This is a genomic window from Micromonospora sp. R77 (genome assembly GCF_022747945.1).
Lineage (GTDB): Bacteria > Actinomycetota > Actinomycetes > Mycobacteriales > Micromonosporaceae > Micromonospora.
The window spans coordinates 6,638,908-6,654,600 of record NZ_JALDST010000001.1 but is presented as its reverse complement, the minus strand read 5'-3'; the positions used below and the strand labels follow the sequence as shown (position 1 = coordinate 6,654,600).

15 protein-coding genes are annotated in these 15,693 nt (G+C 73.7%); 10 read left to right on the top strand and 5 right to left on the bottom strand.

All coding sequences use genetic code 11. The features are described 5' to 3' along the window. Window positions 1-114: 114 nt before the first annotated feature. Genes MRQ36_RS30925 through MRQ36_RS30905 form a run of 5 tightly spaced genes read left to right on the top strand, consistent with a single transcriptional unit; the run spans window position 115 to window position 4,198 of the window. Window positions 115-462, top strand: a complete 348-nt coding sequence (locus MRQ36_RS30925; RefSeq protein ID WP_242800257.1) for a hypothetical protein — start codon at window positions 115-117, stop codon at window positions 460-462. Beyond that, window positions 459-1,637 (top strand): acyl-CoA dehydrogenase family protein, encoded by a 1,179-nt coding sequence (locus MRQ36_RS30920; protein ID WP_242800256.1) that lies wholly within the window; start codon window positions 459-461, stop codon window positions 1,635-1,637. Before MRQ36_RS30925 ends, MRQ36_RS30920 begins: the two co-directional genes overlap by 4 nt. A gap of 3 nt (window positions 1,638-1,640) precedes the next feature. Next, window positions 1,641-2,381, top strand: a complete 741-nt coding sequence (locus tag MRQ36_RS30915; protein WP_242800255.1) for a thioesterase II family protein — start codon at window positions 1,641-1,643, stop codon at window positions 2,379-2,381. Continuing rightward, window positions 2,381-2,980 (top strand): class I SAM-dependent methyltransferase, encoded by a 600-nt coding sequence (locus MRQ36_RS30910; RefSeq protein ID WP_242800254.1) that lies wholly within the window; start codon window positions 2,381-2,383, stop codon window positions 2,978-2,980. The genes MRQ36_RS30915 and MRQ36_RS30910 overlap by 1 nt, the downstream gene beginning before the upstream one ends. Before the next feature lie 15 nt (window positions 2,981-2,995). After that, window positions 2,996-4,198: an NAD(P)/FAD-dependent oxidoreductase gene (locus MRQ36_RS30905; RefSeq protein ID WP_242800253.1), complete on the top strand. Its 1,203-nt coding sequence runs from the start codon at window positions 2,996-2,998 to the stop codon at window positions 4,196-4,198. Here the strand turns inward: MRQ36_RS30905 and MRQ36_RS30900 are convergent. The 3 genes from MRQ36_RS30900 to MRQ36_RS30890 all read right to left on the bottom strand — a co-directional run bounded on the left by MRQ36_RS30900 (window position 4,195) and on the right by MRQ36_RS30890 (window position 7,168). Beyond that, complete coding sequence (locus tag MRQ36_RS30900; RefSeq protein WP_242800252.1) at window positions 4,195-4,620, bottom strand: nucleoside deaminase; 426 nt, start codon at window positions 4,618-4,620, stop codon at window positions 4,195-4,197. The genes MRQ36_RS30905 and MRQ36_RS30900 overlap by 4 nt on opposite strands. Further along, window positions 4,617-5,468 carry an LLM class flavin-dependent oxidoreductase gene (locus tag MRQ36_RS30895; RefSeq protein ID WP_242800251.1) on the bottom strand — a complete coding sequence of 284 codons (852 nt, stop codon included), beginning with the start codon at window positions 5,466-5,468 and terminating at the stop codon, window positions 4,617-4,619. Before MRQ36_RS30895 ends, MRQ36_RS30900 begins: the two co-directional genes overlap by 4 nt. Before the next feature lie 101 nt (window positions 5,469-5,569). Next, the gene (locus MRQ36_RS30890; protein ID WP_242800250.1) at window positions 5,570-7,168 is read right to left on the bottom strand and encodes an MFS transporter; all 1,599 of its coding nucleotides are present in this window, start codon (window positions 7,166-7,168) and stop codon (window positions 5,570-5,572) included. 204 nt (window positions 7,169-7,372) lie between these two features. Here MRQ36_RS30890 and MRQ36_RS30885 point away from each other — a divergent pair, with 204 nt between their 5' ends. Beyond that, the gene (locus MRQ36_RS30885) at window positions 7,373-8,383 is read left to right on the top strand and encodes a histidinol-phosphate transaminase (protein ID WP_242800249.1); all 1,011 of its coding nucleotides are present in this window, start codon (window positions 7,373-7,375) and stop codon (window positions 8,381-8,383) included. Between the two features lie 66 nt (window positions 8,384-8,449). Here MRQ36_RS30885 and MRQ36_RS30880 read toward each other — a convergent pair whose 3' ends face one another. After that, window positions 8,450-9,703: an aminotransferase class I/II-fold pyridoxal phosphate-dependent enzyme gene (locus tag MRQ36_RS30880; protein ID WP_242800248.1), complete on the bottom strand. Its 1,254-nt coding sequence runs from the start codon at window positions 9,701-9,703 to the stop codon at window positions 8,450-8,452. Between the two features lie 270 nt (window positions 9,704-9,973). Here MRQ36_RS30880 and MRQ36_RS30875 point away from each other — a divergent pair, with 270 nt between their 5' ends. The 4 genes from MRQ36_RS30875 to MRQ36_RS30860 all read left to right on the top strand — a co-directional run bounded on the left by MRQ36_RS30875 (window position 9,974) and on the right by MRQ36_RS30860 (window position 14,692). Continuing rightward, window positions 9,974-10,765 carry an SCO2525 family SAM-dependent methyltransferase gene (locus MRQ36_RS30875; RefSeq protein ID WP_242800247.1) on the top strand — a complete coding sequence of 264 codons (792 nt, stop codon included), beginning with the start codon at window positions 9,974-9,976 and terminating at the stop codon, window positions 10,763-10,765. A 196-nt stretch (window positions 10,766-10,961) separates the two neighbouring features. Continuing rightward, window positions 10,962-12,803: an SCO2524 family protein gene (locus tag MRQ36_RS30870; RefSeq protein WP_242800246.1), complete on the top strand. Its 1,842-nt coding sequence runs from the start codon at window positions 10,962-10,964 to the stop codon at window positions 12,801-12,803. Beyond that, window positions 12,804-13,733 (top strand): SCO2523 family variant P-loop protein, encoded by a 930-nt coding sequence (locus MRQ36_RS30865; RefSeq protein ID WP_242800245.1) that lies wholly within the window; start codon window positions 12,804-12,806, stop codon window positions 13,731-13,733. Beyond that, a complete protein-coding gene (locus tag MRQ36_RS30860; protein ID WP_278187638.1) occupies window positions 13,718-14,692 on the top strand; it encodes an SCO2522 family protein in 975 nt (324 codons plus the stop codon). The genes MRQ36_RS30865 and MRQ36_RS30860 overlap by 16 nt, the downstream gene beginning before the upstream one ends. 6 nt (window positions 14,693-14,698) lie before the next feature. Here MRQ36_RS30860 and MRQ36_RS30855 read toward each other — a convergent pair whose 3' ends face one another. Then, complete coding sequence (locus MRQ36_RS30855) at window positions 14,699-15,655, bottom strand: SCO2521 family protein (protein WP_242800243.1); 957 nt, start codon at window positions 15,653-15,655, stop codon at window positions 14,699-14,701. Window positions 15,656-15,693: the final 38 nt, after the last annotated feature.

Sequence of the window (15,693 nt, the reverse complement as noted above, 5' to 3'; positions counted from 1 at the left end):
GGCGGCCGCGCGGCCGGTGCCGACCGACCGGTCCGCGCAACTGCTGCTGCTGCGTCACCTCGGCGACCTCAACGGCGCACCGGCGCGGCCGGCGAACCCGCGGGCGCCCTCGGCGTGGGCGACGGACCCGGGCACCGGGTGCTGGTCACCGGACACCTGGCCGCCGGTGACCTGCTGGTGGAGCTGCACGCCCCCGGTGCCGACCCGGCCGACACCGCCACCCTGGACGCCCTGGCCGACGGGCTGGACGCCGCCCTGGGCGAGCTGGCCGCGCACTGCGCCTGGCCGGGCGCCGGCACGGTCAGCCCGAGCGACTTCCCGCTCGCCGGCCTCGGCGGCGCCGACCTCACCGCCTTCCTCACCGCCGTGACCGGCCGCCGAACGGCCGCCCCGGACTCCGCCGCGACCCCGGTGGACCCGGCCGACGGCACCGCCGCCGACACCGAGGGGAGCCCACGATGACCGTCGCCACCGTGCCGCAGCCGGTGACCTGGCTGCCGCCCGAGGACCAGAAGTGGCGCGACACCGTCCGTGGCGTCGCCGCCGAGGTCGTCGCCCCCCGGGTCCGGGCCATGGACGACGCCGCCCGGATCGACCCCGACCTGGTCCGGGAACTCTTCGCCGCCGGGCTGTTGGGCATCGAGATCCCCGAGGTGTACGGGGGAGCGGGGCGGGACCTGTTCGCCGTGGTCCTCGCCGTCGAGGAGATTGCCCGGGTCGACCCGTCGGTGGCCGTCCTGGTCGACGTGCAGAACGCCCTGGTGGCCAGCGCGCTGCTGCACCACGGCGACGGGGACACCCGCCGCCGGCACCTGCCCCGGCTGGCCAACGGCACCGTCGGCGCGTACGCGATCAGCGAGCCGGACACCGGCAGTGACGCGTTCAACGGCCGCACCCGGGCCGTCGCCGACGGCGGTGGATACGTCATCGACGGGGCGAAACGCTGGATCAGCAGCGCCGCCGAGGCCGGCCTCTTCGTGGTCTTCGCCCGGCTCGCCGACGCCGGCCTCACCGCGTTCCTGGTCGACCGGGACGCCCCCGGCCTGACCGTCGGTCCGCCGGTGGCCAAGATGGGTATCCGGGCCAGCTCCACCTGCGACGTCACCTTCGACGGCGTCCGGGTCGGCCGGCGGGACCTGCTCGGCCGCCCCGGCGCGGGGGAGTTGCTGGCGGTGGAGACGCTCAACGTCGGCAAGGTCGGCATCGCCGCCCAGCTCGTCGGGCTGGCCCAGGGGGTGCTGGACGCCGCGACCGGCTACGCGGCCCGCCGCCACCAGTTCGGCCAGCCGATCGGCACGTACCAGGGGGTGGCGTTCCCGCTGGCCCGGATCGCCGCCGAACTCCAGGCCGCCCGCGCGCTGCTCTACGACACCACCCGGCTGCTCCAGCACGGCGGCTCGCCCGCCCAGCGGCTGCGCGCCACCGCCATGGCCAAGTACGTCGCCTCGGAGGTGGCCGAGCGGGCCGCCGCGTTGGCCGTGGAGACGCTCGGTGCCAACGGTTTCGTCCCCGAGCACGGGGTGGAGAAGTTCTACCGGGACGCCAAGGTCGGCAAGATCTACGAGGGGACCTCCAACATGCAGTTCCGTACCATCGCCGCCACCCAGGACCGGGGCCCCGCCCCGGCGGAGGGCTGACCGGTGAGCCGGGTCCTGTTGTTCTGCCTGCCGTACGCCGGCGGCTCCGCGATGCGCGTCTACGGCCGCTGGCAGCGCGAGCTGCCGGACAGCGTCGAGGTGGTGCCGGTGGAGCTGGCCGGTCGCGGCGCCCGGATCGTCGAGACGCCGCTGACCAGCGTGGACGCCATCACCGCGGACGTCCTCGGGCCGGTGCTCGACCGCATCGACCGCCCCTACGCCCTCTTCGGCCACAGCCTCGGCGCGCTGGTCGCGTTCGAGCTGGCCCGCCGGCTGGAACACCTGCACGGGCGGCCCGCGACGCACCTGTTCGTCTCCGGTCACCTCCCGCCGCAGCACCCCCAGCCCGCCGGCCGGTACGACTACCGGCTGCCCGACGCGCAGTTCCGCGAGCGGCTGCGCGAGCTGGCCGGCACCCCGGAGGAGGTGCTCGCCCACGACGAGCTGCTGGACCTGGTGATCCCCGTCCTGCGCGCCGACTTCGAGGCCGCCGACACCTACCGGTGGCGACCCGGCCCGCGGATCAGCCCACCGCTGACCGTCTACGGCGGCGCGGACGACCCGGAGGCCCCACCGTCCACGCTGCCGGACTGGGCCCCGCTCAGCACCGGCCCGTGCGACGTACGGGTCCTGCCCGGCGGCCACTTCTTCCTCAACGACGAACAGGCGACCGTGCTCAAGGGGATCGCCGCGGACCTGGAACCGGCGCGGACGGCGCCGGCGGAGAACGGAAGGACGTCCTGATGCGGCTGCGCCCCGGTTTCTACAACACCCTCTACCGGTTCAACCTGGCCCCCTGGGACAAGGAGGTCCGGCCCCAGCTCGCCGAGCTGGTCGAGTCCGGCCGCCTCACCCCGACCGAGCTGCCCCGCGCGCTGGACCTCGGCTGTGGCACCGGCGCCGAGGCCGTCTACCTGGCCTCGCAGGGCTTCGGCCCGGTCGTCGGGGTGGACTTCTCGCCGGTGGCGCTGCGCCGGGCCCGGGCCCGCGCGACGGCCGCCGGGGTCGCCGACCGGTGCACCTTCACCGAGGCCGACATCACCGCCGGCCCGATCCCCGGCCTCGCCGACTGCTACGACCTGATCTGCGACTTCGGCGCGCTCAACGACACCGAGGGAGAGCAGCGGCAGGCGGTGGCCCGGGCCATCCACCGGCTCAGCCGGCCCGGCGGTCGGGTGCTGCTCTGGTGCTTCCAGGGCGACAAGAGCGAGCTGAAGGGGGGCGCGAAGATGGCGCCGATGATCGCTCCCGGCGAGGAGAAGGAGCTCTTCGGCGACGCCTTCGACCTGGAATACCTGCCGACCCGCCCGCGCACCGTGATGCTGCTGATGACCCGGCGCTGACCCGAGGAGCACACCATGACCACCACCGCACCGATCCTCATCGCCGGCGCCGGGGTCGGCGGCCTCACCGCCGCCCTGGCCCTGGCCCGGCACGGCATCCCCGTGCAGGTGTACGAGCGGCGCGACCTGGCCGAGATCGTCACCAACGCCGGGTTCGGCCACACCATCTGGAGCAACGCGACGACCTCCCTGGCGTCGCTGGGGCTCAAGCGGCGGTTGCTGGACCGCGCGGAGGTGCTGACCGGCTCGGAGAGCCGCGACCAGCACCAACGGGTGATGTTCCGGATGGCCATCGCGGAGAGCATCTCGCCCGGCGGCACCCCTGCCGTGGGCATCGGCCGCGGTGACCTCATCGAACTGCTGCGCGAGGCGTGCGCCGAACACGGCGTGCACCCCGAGTACGGGCAGCGCGCCACCGGGTACGAGCTCACCGCCGACGGGGTGACCCTGAAACTCGGCGACGGGCGGACGGTGAGCGGCGCCGCCCTGGTGGCCGCCGACGGGATCCGCTCGACGATCCTCACCCAGCTGCGCGGTGAGTTGCCCGTCGTGCACACCGGACGGTCCACCTATCGGGGCATCGCCCCGGGCACCTGCGGACTCAGCCGGGGCGTGGTGCACCTGTTCACCAACCCGGACACCCGGATCGGTGGTGGTGCCTGGCTGGTCGGCGGCGACCGGGTGGTGTGGACGCTCTCCTGCGAGCGCGAGCCCGGCGGCGAGGACCCCGGCGGCAGCGCGGCCCGGGCGGAGGAACTGGCCGCGTCGGTCGGCGGGCCGGCGCCCGTCTTCGTCGGCACCACCCCGCCCGAGAGGATCAGCCGGCTCGACGTCTACTACCACGAGTGGCACGACCGGTGGGGCGAGGGACCGGTGACCCTGCTCGGCGACGCCGCCCACGCCCTCCCCACCGACCTGGGCCAGGGCGCCTGCATGGCCATCGAGGACGGCGTGGTGCTCGGCGACTGCCTCGCCACCGCCACCGACGTCACCGCCGGCCTGCGCGAGTACGAGCGCCGCCGCCGGGAACGCGTCTTCTGGATCCGGGAGCGGGTGCTGCGGGTCAGCCGGTTCAAGCCGGTCCGCAACAAGGCGCTGCGCTGGGCGGTGGGCCAGGTGGCGAAGGTGGTGGTGGCGCGCAGTGCGCCGAAGATGTGGCAGGAGATGCAGCGCCCGCCGCAGCTCGCCGCCCCGGTGCCCGACGCCGGCCCGGTCTAGTAGTGGTCCTCGATCGGCCGGCGTGCCTCGTCGAACAGGAACGGCCCCTCGTACCGTACCGGGGGCAGCGGCGCGCTGGCCGGTCTGACCTGCTCGAACTGTTCGGCGGAGAGCGCGTACACGACCCGGCCGAGGCCGGACCGGTCGATCGCGGTCGCGCACATCGGGCAGGGCTGGCAGCTGGTGAACATGGTGGTCCGCGCGGCCACCTCGGGGGCGAGTTCCCGGGCGGCCCAGCGGGCCAGCTTGAGCTCCGGATGAGCGGTGATGTCCGAGTCGGAGACCACGGTGTTGTGGTCCTCGATCAGGACGGTGCCGTCCGCGCCGACCAGCAACGAGCCGAACGGCCGCTCGCCGGACGCCCCGGCCCTGCTGGCGAGTTCCACGGCACGGCGGAGAAACGTCTCGTCGTCGGGGGTCACCGGTCCTCCTGGGAATTGTGGTGGGCGGCCACGGCCGCGAGGGTCCGCCAGGCGCGCTCGGGGTGGCGGATCTCGGTCAGGTCGCCGTTGAACGGGTCGAGCACCACCGTCTCCGCGCCGAGCAGGCGGAGCTGGTCGAGGTCGGCGACGATCTGGTCGATGGTGCCGACACCGGCGAGCCGGTCGGCGGCGGTGACCGGTTCCCGGGTCTGCCGCAGGGCGATGCGCGGCGCCAACGCGGGCACCGGGCGGCCCAGCTCGTCGGCGGTGGCCTTCAGGCGTCCGGCCGCCTCGGCCAGCCATCCGGGGGTCATCCGCAGCGGGTGCCAGGCGTCGCCGTGGAGCGTCGCCCGACGTATCCCGGCGTCGCTGTTGCCGCCCACCCAGATTGGGATCGCGGGCGTGTCGTAGTCGGCGGTGTCCCGCCAGGCGTCGCTCATGGCACGCAGGTGCGCGTCGGTCAGCGCGCCGCGCCGTCGGAACGGCACGCCGAGCGCCTCGAACTCCTGCCGGGCCCAGCCGACGCCGACGCCCAGGACGAGCCGGCCGCCGCTGAGCCGCTGGAGGTTCGCCGCCATCCGGGCGGTGAGCAGCGGATGCCGGTACGGGACGATGAGCACGGTGGTGCCGAGCCGGACCCGGTGGGTCACCCCGGCCAGCCAGGACAGCGTGGTGAACGGCTCATAGAACGGCGCCGGGTACTGCGCGGCCACGTCCGGCGTCACGGCGATGTGGTCGGAGACCATCAGCAGGTCGAAACCGAGGCCCTCGACCGTCTGCGCCCACCGCCGCAGCACGTCCGGATCGGTGCCCGGGGCGAAGTTCGGTACGTTCACGCCAATCTGCACGCCGCCAACGCTAGTCAGGGTCCGTCCGTTACGGAACAGCCCGCGCCCGGTCACCGCCGGTGTCCGCCGTGGATTCCAGCGCCACCCCGGCGGCGGGCGCCTCACCCGTTACCGCCCTCCCGCGCCGCCGCCGCGTGCCGGGGCTCCGCTGCCACTGCGGACGGCGGCTGACCGGCCGAGGTCCGGGGCTCGCGGATCAGGACGGCCACCGCCGCCGCGACCAGGGCGGCGATCCCCGCGGCGGTGAGACCCAGGTGGACGCCGGTGGTGAGCGCCCGGTCCACCAGGGCGTGGACGGCCGGGGTCGCCGTGCCGGGGAGGTCGCCGTCCTGCGCGAAGAGTCGCCGGGCCAGCTCGGCCGAGTCCGCGCCGGAGAGGCCGACCGCACCCGCGCCGTCGGCCACCACCCGGCGGAACCCGCCGGTGACCAGGGCGCCCAGCACCGCGATGCCGACCAGCGCGCCGATCTGCTGCCCGGTCTCCCCGGTGGCCGACGCCAGCCCCGCCCGGTCGGGCCGGACGCTGCCCATCAGTGCGCTGTTCACCGGCGGAATGGCCAGCCCGATGCCCACGCCGAAGAGCACCAGCAACGGCCACCACCCGCCGTACGGGTCGTCGGCGCCGACCCGGGCCAACAGCAGCAGCGCCGCGCCCATCAGCAGCGCGCCGGCACCCACCGGCACCCGGGCGCCCACCCGCCCGGCCAGCAGCCCGGCCAGCGGGGAGGCCACCATCACCGCGGCCATCGCCGGCAGGAAGCGCACCCCCGCCGCCGCCGCCGAATAGCCCTGCGTCTGCTGGAGGAAGAGGCTGACCAGGAAGAACGAGGCGTACATGCCGAACGCGACGAGACCGATCACCAGGGTGCTCGCGGCGAAGGTGGCCGACCGGAACAGCTCCAGGTGCAGCATCGGGTGCGGTGCCCGCGACTCCACGACCAGCAGCGCCGCCAGCGCGACCACCGAGGCGACGAACAGGCCGAGGATCAGCGGCGAGCCCCAGCCGTACCGGCCGCCCTCCACCAGCGCGACGGTGAGGGTGCCGAGCCAGAGCACCGCGAGCAGCTGACCGGGCAGGTCGATCACCCGGCGCAGCGGACCGGCGGGCCGGGCGGTGCCGTCCCGGCCGAGCAGCGCCCGCGCGCCCAGCAGCAGCGCCAGGGCGCCGACCGGCAGGTTGACCAGGAACACCGACCGCCACCCCCACCGCGCGGTGAGCATCCCGCCGAGCACCGGCCCGAGCAGCAGGGCCAGCGCGGACACCCCCGACCACACGCCGAAGGCCCGCGCCCGCTCGCGGGGGGTGGGGAAGGTGTGCGAGAGGATCGCCAGGGTCTGCGGGGTCACCAGGGCCGCCCCGAGCCCCTGCACGACCCGACCGGCCACCAGCAGCTCCAGCCGGGGCGCGGCGGCGCACAGCGCCGAGCCGAGGGTGAAGACCGCCAGCCCGGCGAGGAACATCGGGGCCCGGCCGAGCCGGTCACCCAGGCTGCCCGAGGTCAGCAGCAGCGCCGCGAAGATCAGCACGTACCCGTCGGCGATCCAGACGAGGCCGGTCAGGTCGGCGTCGAGGTCGGCCCGCATCGCGGGCAGGGTGAGGCTGATCGCGGTGCTGTCCAGCAGCGCCATGAACAGCGCCAGGCAGACCACCACCAGCACGGCGGTGCGGGAGGGCGTGGGTCGCGCGGATCCGGCCGCCACGGGTGTCTCCTGTCGTCGGGGGTCCGATCGGCGGGGCGGTGCCCCGGCCGGCGACGCTGCCACCGCGCGCCCCGGCCGGCCAGCCGACGGCGACCGCCTCGACCGGGGTGCCCGACCGGGCAGCCCTGCCGCGCCCCGGTGACCGCGCCGTCCGGCCGCTTGCCGCCGCCCGGACCGGGCATAGCGTCGGGCCGAGGAGGCGACATGTCGCAACAGCAGCTCCACCGGGCGGACGCCAACGAGAGCCCGTACCCGCCGGTGCCGGCGGTCCTGGACGCGATCGTCGAGGCGGCGGCCCGGGTCAACCGCTATCCACAGGTCTATCCGACCGCGCTGGCCGAGGCGATCGCCGCGCACCATCGGGTGCCGGTCGACCGGGTGGCGGTCGGCGCGGGCGGTGCCGGCCTGATCCAGCAGATGCTGCACCTGGTGGCCCGGGGCCGACGGCGGGGGGAGGTGCTCGCCGCCTGGCGCTCCTTCGAGGGCTATCCGCTGATCGCCGAGGGCATGAGCGTGCCGCTGCGACGGGTGCCGCTGCGGGGCCACGCGCACGACCTGACCGCGATGGCGAAGGCCGTGCGCCGGCGGACGAAGCTGGTCTTCCTGTGCAGTCCCAACAACCCGACCGGCGTGCCGATCCGCCAGGACGACCTGGACCGGTTCCTGACCCGGGTGCCCCGGCGGGTCTTCGTCGTCCTCGACGAGGTCTACCGGGACTTCGCCACCGATCCGGCCACCGCCGACGGCCCGGCGACCCTGCCCGGCCACCCCAACCTGATCGTGCTGCGCAGCTTCTCCAAGGCGTACGGCCTGGCCGGGCTGCGGGTGGGTTACGCGCTCGGGCACCCCGGGCCGATCGCCGCGCTGCGCGGGGTCACCATGCCCTTCCTGGTGCCGGAGACCGCCCAGGCCGCCGCGATTGCCGCGCTGGCCGCCGAGCCGGAGTACGGCGCCCGGCGGCGGGCGGTCGCCGCCGAGCGGGACCGGGTGACGGCCGCGCTGCGCGCCGCCGGCATCGAGGTGCCGGCGAGCGAGGGGAACTTCGTCTGGTTGCCGCTGGGCGACCGGACCGCCGGGTTCGCGGCGGCCTGCCGGACCCGAGGGCTGCTGGTGCACGCCTTCCCCGGTGAGGGTGTCCGGGTCACCGTCGGCCCGCCCGAGAGCAACGACGTGCTGCTGGAGGTGGCCCGCTCCGGCGAGTTCGTGCGCGGTTGAGGACCGGCCGGACGGTGCGGCGCCGGACCGACGGACCGCCGCCGCCCGCCCGGCGTCGCGCCGGGCTCACCCCGCGACCATGTCCACCGGGTGTACGGCCAGCTTCCGGGCCAGCACCGCGAACGCCGCCTCCACCCGCTCCAGCTGCTCGTCGGTGTGCGTGGCCATCACACTGACCCGCAGCTGCGCCTGACCGCGCGGCACCGCCGGATAGAGCGCGACGTTGACGTAGACGCCCTCGTCGTAGAGGAGCTTCCACATCCGGGCGGCGGTCGCGTCGTCGGGCGCCGGGACCCGCAGGATGGGCGTCTGCACCGGCACGCCGTGCGCGGTCACCGGCACGGGCGCCAGGTCGAAGCCCAGACCCGTCAGCGCCTCCCGCAGCCGGGCCGTGTTGGCCGCGAGCCGCCCGCGCCGCTCCTCACCCTCGGCGGAACGGACGATCTCGATGCCGGTCAGGGCGGCCGCGACGCCACCGGCCGGAGCGGCCGCGGTGAACAGGAACGAGCGGGCCTGCACCCGGAGGAAGTCGATCACGTCGGCCGGTCCGGTGACGAAGCCGCCCGCCCCGCCGAGCGCCTTGGAGAACGTGCCCATCCGCAGGTCGACACCGTCGGCGAGGCCGGCCAGCGCGGTGACCCCCTGGCCGTCGGGTCCGAGCACGCCGACGGCGTGCGCCTCGTCGACCAGCAGCCGGGCGCCGTACCGGCGGGCCAGCCCGGTGACCGTGACCAGGTCCGACAGGTCGCCCTGCATGGAGTAGACGGTGTCGACGACCACCAGCACGCCCGCCTCGGTGGCGCTCGCCCGGCGCAGCAGCGTCTCCAACCGGTCCATCCGGTTGTGCCGGAACGCCAGCAGCCGCCCCGGCGCGAGCCGCGCGCCGTCCAGGATGGACGCGTGGTCGCCGGCGTCGCAGACCGCGACGTCGCCCTCGCCGACGAGGGCGCCGATCACGCCCAGATTGGCCGTGTAGCCGCTGCCGAAGACGAGCGCGTCCTCCTCGCCGAACCAGTCGGCGATCGCCTCCTCGGCCCGCAGGTGCAGCTCGGTGGTGCCGTTCATCAGCCGGGAACCGTTGATCGAGGTCCCGTACCGCTGGTGGGCGCCGTGGGCCGCGGCGGTGAGCCGCGCGTCGCCGCTGAGGCCGAGGTAGTTGCTGGAGCCCAGGTTCACCCGGGGGGCGCCACCCATCATCGTCACCGCTGTCGGTGGTCCCTGCATGACCCGGAAGTAGGGCAGCTCGCCCTGCGCCTCCAGCTCCTGACGGAAGGCGTACGACTCGTACCGGCGAACCTTGGCGAACAGATCTCCACTCATGTCGCCATGCCACACCGGCGGGGGCGGATCGCCGATCCCCGGTCAACCCGACAACCGGCCACCCCGACCGTGCAGCTTGCGCCCGGGCCCGGTGTCGTCCTCGTTCCCGGAGCCGGGACGGTCCAGCCTCCGTCGGCGCCCGTCCCCCGAGGAATCGGCGCGGTGCCGCCCCTTGCCAGCCGAGGTCACCTTCGATACACAATGGGCAGTGGGCCGAGCGCGTTCCGTGACGGCCCGCTGTCGTCCGCCGACATCGATGGAGGCACGTCCATGGCGTTGACCCCGGCGGCCGGCGGTGGTGGCGAGTCGTCGGCATCGCCCCCACCGGCACGGTTCCCTCGGTCGGCCAATGCCGATGTCGAGTGGGACGGGTTCGACCCCCAGGCGTACGTCCGGCACAACTACGCGGACCTGCGCGCCGACGACCGGGAGATCCTGCGCCGTACCAGAGACTTCTTCGCCGAGTCGAAGCTCTCCGACGCGCGCTGCGTCGACGTGGGATCGGGAGCGAACCTCTATCCGGCGCTGTCGCTGCTGCCGTTCGCGCGGACCGTCGACCTGTGCGAGTTCTCCGCCTCGAATGTGCGCTGGCTGCGCACGCAGGTCGACGGGTACGACGACCTCTGGGACCCGTACTGGCAGGTGTGCGCGGAGCACCCGGCGTACGCGGCGCTGACCGATCCGCGCGGTCGCCTGGCACAGGTCGGCCGGGTGCGCAGGACCAGCGTCTTCGACCTGCCCAGGCGCGCCTGGGGTGCCGGCACGATGTTCTTCGTGGCCTGCTCCATCTCGGCCGACCGGGCGGAGGCCGAGCGGGCCATCGGCCGGTTCCTCGACGCGCTGCGGCCCGGCTCGCCCTTCGCCGTGGCGGTCATGCTCGGTTCCCGCGGCTACCGGGTCGGCCGGTGCGCGTTCCCGGCCGTGGCACTGCAGCGCGCCGAGGTGGTGGCCAGCATCGCGGCCGGCGCGTACGACCTGGACGTCCACGAGGTGCTGCCCAGGCCGCCGCTGCGCGACGGATACCTCAGCATGCTGCTGACCACCGGCCGGACCCGGGGCTGAGATCGATGCCTGATCATGGCGGGTGCCGCCGGCGGGACGGCGACCCGCCGACACGCGGCCGTCGAAGCGTCGCAAGTGGCGCTCGACCGGGCCGCTACCATGATGTCGCACGCCATTCTGGATCACCGCAGACCATCGTGCGCAACGGCAACACCAGCGGTTTCGAGTCGACGACTACAACAGACGGCGGTGGATCATGCGGATGCAGCCGCGCCAGGAGATCCTCGACATCTGGCGGGCCTCGGTGCGCAGTTGTTGGGACAACGGTGAATGGCACTGGGGTGGCCGCAGCGGCAGCAATTCGATCAGCGACGCGGAGCAACTGCTGACCCTGCTGCTGCCCGCCGCCAAGGTCCCCGTCCTGTCGCTCGACGACCCGGACCGCACCGACGAAGAGGTGATCGAGGCGCTCGGCCCGATCGGCGGTGCGATCGAGATTCCCCGTCGACTGGTCAGCGTGATGATCGACTATTTCCGGCGGCACACCGACGAGACCGGCACGCCGATCTTCAGCGGCGGAAGCTACCTCACCCCGGTCGAGGGCGGCGGGGAGCTCACCGACGAGCAGCGCGGCACGGACATCGTCGACTCGTTCGCGGTCTCGGTCACGCTCACGCTGGCGACGATCGGTTTCGTCAAGGTCTACCGCGGCTCCACCCAGCGGCGTGACCTGCTCGCCCAGCTGGACGAGCTGGAGGCGATGGCCAGCACCCGACTGACCGCGGCCATGGTCGGCCTGCTGCGCAGCTTCAGCACCTTCGTCTTCACCGCCACCGACGAGTACGGCCTGCGGCTGTGCGACATGGTCAACCAGGACGAGCTGCCGCGCCGCGAGCTCGTCGACGCGCTGCGCGAGCAGCTGCGGGACACCATGGCCAGTCTGCGCAGCGTGGTCATCGGGTCGGGCCGGGTGACCGAGGATCTCGACAACAGCGAGATGCTGTTCGAGTGCGGCTGGTCGTGGGGGATCATCGCCGGGGCCGAGGAGGTCCCGACCACCGAGCCGATCGGCCGGCAGCGCGCGGGGTCGGCGGAGAACGCCCCCTACCTCTACTTCACGGTCATCGCGATGGACGCCATCGAGGACCTGAACTCCGAACGGACCCGCCTGCTCGGGTTGCTCAACGAGGAGCAGCAGCGGCTGTCCCGCGCGCTGCAGCTGCGCTGGGAACTGACCCGGACGTACTGGGCGACGGTGGCGACCTTCGGCAACCGGCGGCGGTGGCCCATCGAGGACATCCCGTGGCGGACGACCGACGGTGACCGGACCGACTACTACACCCTCCAGGCGACGTCGCTGGCGGTGAAGGGCCTGATCGCCGTCGGCCGGGGCGGTGACGAGGAGCTCGGCCGGATCGCCTCGGTGCTGGTGGAGCTGGCGCAGCGGGCCCGGGTCACCCGGCGGGCGTCCCCGGGCGAGCCGGCGCTGCTCGTGCACTCGCCGGGCAAACGGGTCACCCTGAACGACGCCACGTCGAAGCCGATCATGACGTGGAACGTGAACGAGTTCTCCACCGTGCTGCTGCACCGGGCGGCCACCGTCGCCGGGCTGCTGAGCAACGCCCGGCGCCGCAGTGAGCTGCTCGAGCTGGCCGACGAGGTGTGGGACCACCTGCTGCTGCGGCGGATCCCGGACGGCCGGCACCGGGGGCTGTGGGACCACGCGGGCGGTGCCTTCCCCGGGCTGGCGCCGAAGCCGGACGCGCCGTCGTGGTACCTGACCGAGCGGGTGGTGCACGCGTTGGTCAGCGCCGGCCAACTGCTCTGGGAGCGGCCGTTCCCGCGCGCCGCCCGGCTCGCCGGGTACGCGCAGGACCTCATCGACGAGGCGGAGTACCTCTTCGACCGGGAGCTGATGCGCGGCATGTTCGCCGGTGAGGCGATGCAGCGCAGCATGCGCGGCATCCGGGCCAGCCTGCGCCAGGCCCAGCTGCTGGTGGACGAACGGCCCGGCACGGCGGCCGCCCTGGCGAACACCGTGCTGCTGCTGCTCAACGACGTCACCACCGGGCAGCAGAAAGCCAGCGAGGGGATCTGAATGCTGGTCTTCGTCACCTCCCACAAGGGCGGCACCGGGCGCTCGGTGACCGCGGCGAACATCGCCTACCGCAGCGCGCTGTCCGGCCGTCCCACCTGCTACCTGGACTACGACTTCGGCTCGCCGACGGCCGGCATCACGTTCCAGATCCCGCAGGCGGTCAACGGGGTGGAGGGCGTCGGGCCCAACGGCGGCGGCCTGCACCGCTATCTGCGCGGGGAGATCCCGTCCCCGGAGCAGTTGGACGTCTGGGGCACCTCGGAGCGGGCCAGCCTGCGCCAGCGTCCCATCGGGTCCGGTCCGTTGGTACTCGTGCCCGGGCAGCGCAACGGCAGCGAGTTCGGGTTCACCGACGCCATCGCCAAGCGCTGCGCCGAACTCTTCCTCCGGCTGGAGGAAGAGTTCGACCTGACCCTGGTCGACCTCAGCGCCGGCCGGTCGTACGCGAGCCAGATCGCGCTGGCCGCGACCGCGACCCCGACCCTGCGCAAGGTCGCCGTACGCTGGCTGGTCTTTCACCGGTGGACCCCGCAGCACGTCACCGCGGCGGCGGACCTGGCCTTCGAGGCGGGCGGGATCGTGGCCATGGGCAAGGAGTACGGCCACGAGCCGGACCGGTTGCGGGAGTCGCTGCGGTTCGTCCGCACCGCGGTGATCGACTCGCGTGGCCCCGAGGTCGGTCACCTCGACCTCGCGCAGCAGGCCTTCCTGCGCAAGTGCGACGCGGAGCTGTCGGCGCTGGCCCGCCGCCGCGGCGTCGGGCGCACCACCCAGCTCGGCGCGGTGCCGTTGGATCCCATGTTGCAGTGGCGGGAGCAGCTCATCTCGGACCACGACGTACAGACCAAGATCGCGAACTCCAGGACCGTGGACGCCTTCGTGGGTCTGACCGAGAAGCTCTTCGACGAGACGGCATGGGAAACCGTGTGATCAGCGTGGATGTCAGGTTCCAGGAGGCAGCTGCGGTGCGTCGTACAGAGAGCGTGCCGTACTCGCACCTGTCGGTGGAGTTGGGGCACTTCTACGCCGAGGACTTCGGCGACGGGTGCCAGGAGCTGCGCCGCAAGTTCGAGCAGATCGCGCACTGGTCGGCCGCGATCCCGGCGCTGGCCCGGCGGGGCCTGCCGGGGCGTCGGCAGCCGCGGATCAGCACCTGCTTCATGCTGGACGACTACTTCCACCGCTTCGGCACCCCGCGTGAGGTGATCCCGCAGGTGCAGAGCGCCGCGGCGGAGCACGGTCTGCTGCTGGACTACGTGGCGCGGGAGTCCAGCTTCGCCCGCCACGACGGGGTCGAGCTGGCGCAGATGGTCGTCGACACCCTGGTGGTGGAGCCGCCCCGGAACACCACCGGGAGCCGCCCGCCGTTGAGCGAGTCGGGCTGGCTGTCCAACGGCAAGCGGACGCCGCCGCACGTCGACGCGCCGGCGATGACCCTGCCCCGGCCGTGGTCCCCGCCGGTGCAGTCCGGCGATCCCCGGCACTCCATCTTCGTCGACGTCGAGCTGTGGTCCGACGAGCCGAAGCGGGTGTGGGCCTGCGCGCTGCTGGCCTCGGTCTGGCAGATGACCCGGCTGGGCGTCCTGCGGCACCGCGGCGAGACGCTGATGCGGCCGTGCCGGCTCGCCGGGGAGTTGCCCACCGACTGGGACGAGCTGCCGGCGATCGTCCAGCTGAACCCGGCCGCCGCGCCGTTCTGCGCGTACCGGACGCTGACCCTGATGGACACCCAGTACCTGCCGGTGGAGCTCGCCGTCCGGACCATCCTCGGTCAGGTGGCGGTGCCGCCGGCGGTCGCCCAGCAGGTCGCCACGCGGGCCGGCGGCGAGGGCCTGCAGCTGCCCAGCGAGCTGGTCGACCGGTTGAGCTACGTGTTCATCGGCGGGTGAGCGGGCTCAGCGCCCGCACGACTGGTTGCCCGTGGTCCGGCCGGCCAGGTCGCGCAGCAGGGCCATGTTGCCCACGCTGATCTGGTCCCGGATCCAGTTGACCGACGAGTTCCACTGCCGGCTGAATCCGGGCACCTGCTCCAGCCGGTCCCAGATCGGCCGCAGCCGCGGGTGGACCCGCGCGCCGGGCAGCCACAGGTGCAGCAGGTGCTCCAGCACCGGCCGCAGCCGCTCGATGTGTTCCTGCCCGGAGGTCGACCGGGTGACCGCCGCCTCCACCAGCGAGGACAGCATGGTGAGCAGCCAGTCGTGCAGCGCCAGGTCCTCGCAGAGGCCGGCCACGGCGGCCGGTACGTCCTGCGGGTCGAGCACGAGTTCGACCGTACGCAGGGTGGGGGAGTCCACGGTGACCACGGCCGACGCGTCCTGGTCCGGCAGCCGGCCGACCCGCGCCGTCCAGCGCAGTCGGGTCCGCGCCGCCCGCAGTGGCGGACGTCGGTCCAGCAGGTCGGACATCTGTACCCCGTCGAGCACCCGGCCGGTGATCGCCTCCAGGTTCAGCACGTCCGCGTTGTTGCCGTGCAGGAAGCCCGAGGTCAGGTCCGCCGGGTTCAGCTTGCCGACCGTCTCCAGGACACCGGGGTTGGCCAGGTAGTGCGACCAGGGCTGACGGCGCTCTCCGGCGACGACCTGGATGACCGAGGAGGCCTGCACGATCCGGCCGCCGGTGATGACGGCCCGGGTGACCACCGCGCCGACGCCGCGTAGTTGCCGCCTGCTGGCGCTGGGCAGCCAGCAGTCCACGCCGGTACGGACGTCGGGGGAGACCGCGTAGAGCGACGGACGTCGGGAGGTCAGCACGGACTCGCCCTCGACCAGGCTCAGCACCTCGGAGCTCTGCTCCTGGGTCAGCGCCGTGCTGTGCTGCAACAGGCTGGTGTGCACCTCACCGACCGTGAGCATGGCTTCCTCCGCATCAACGGAAAACGCGAGAATTCGGC